The sequence below is a fragment of the Vibrio sp. YT-19(2023) genome (assembly GCF_033337395.1).
In genome coordinates, this window is sequence record NZ_JAWOQN010000907.1 from 1 (window position 1) to 564 (window position 564).

Below are 564 nucleotides of genomic sequence, written 5' to 3' on the forward strand. Positions count from 1 at the left end.
AATTGTTGCGAGTATTGCCAGATTGGAGCGCAAACCCGCGCGGCATCTACATGCTGTACAACCACAAAGATCACTTGCCAGAGAAAGTGCGTCTGTTCATCGACTTTGTGATTGCCTACAACATCCACTAAAAATGATACAAAAATAAAAACCAGAGCCTAGGCTCTGGTTTTTTTATCCCGATAATGATGGATGGCGCTGGTTTACGCGCCTTCGTTGTGCAGCTCTAGGTTCGCTAGATCTTGCTGAATTTCACGTTGCGTTTTTGCATCGTCATTACGCAAACCATCTAGGAAGTCGAGGTATTGTTGATCGATATCGCCAGTTACGTATTCACCATTAAATACTGATGTATCGAACTGCGTGATATCTTGGTTACCTAAGCCTACCGCTTCAACTAAGTCATCTAGACGTTGGTAAATAAGCGCATCCGCACCAATCTGTTTACAAATGGTTTCGTTGTCACGACCATGAGCAATCAGCTCTGTCGCGCTCGGCATATCGATACCGTAAACGTTAGGGAAGCGAACTTCTGGTGCAGCAGACACCATGTACACTTTCTTC

At 45.0% G+C, this 564-nt stretch carries 2 pseudogenes; one reads left to right on the top strand and one right to left on the bottom strand.

The annotated features are described in order from the left end of the window. A pseudogene (locus tag R7E78_RS29115) lies at positions 1-131 on the top strand (LysR family transcriptional regulator); the annotation flags it as partial. A gap of 72 nt (positions 132-203) precedes the next feature. Here R7E78_RS29115 and R7E78_RS29120 read toward each other — a convergent pair. Next, positions 204-564 (bottom strand): annotated as a pseudogene (locus R7E78_RS29120) (amidophosphoribosyltransferase); the annotation flags it as partial.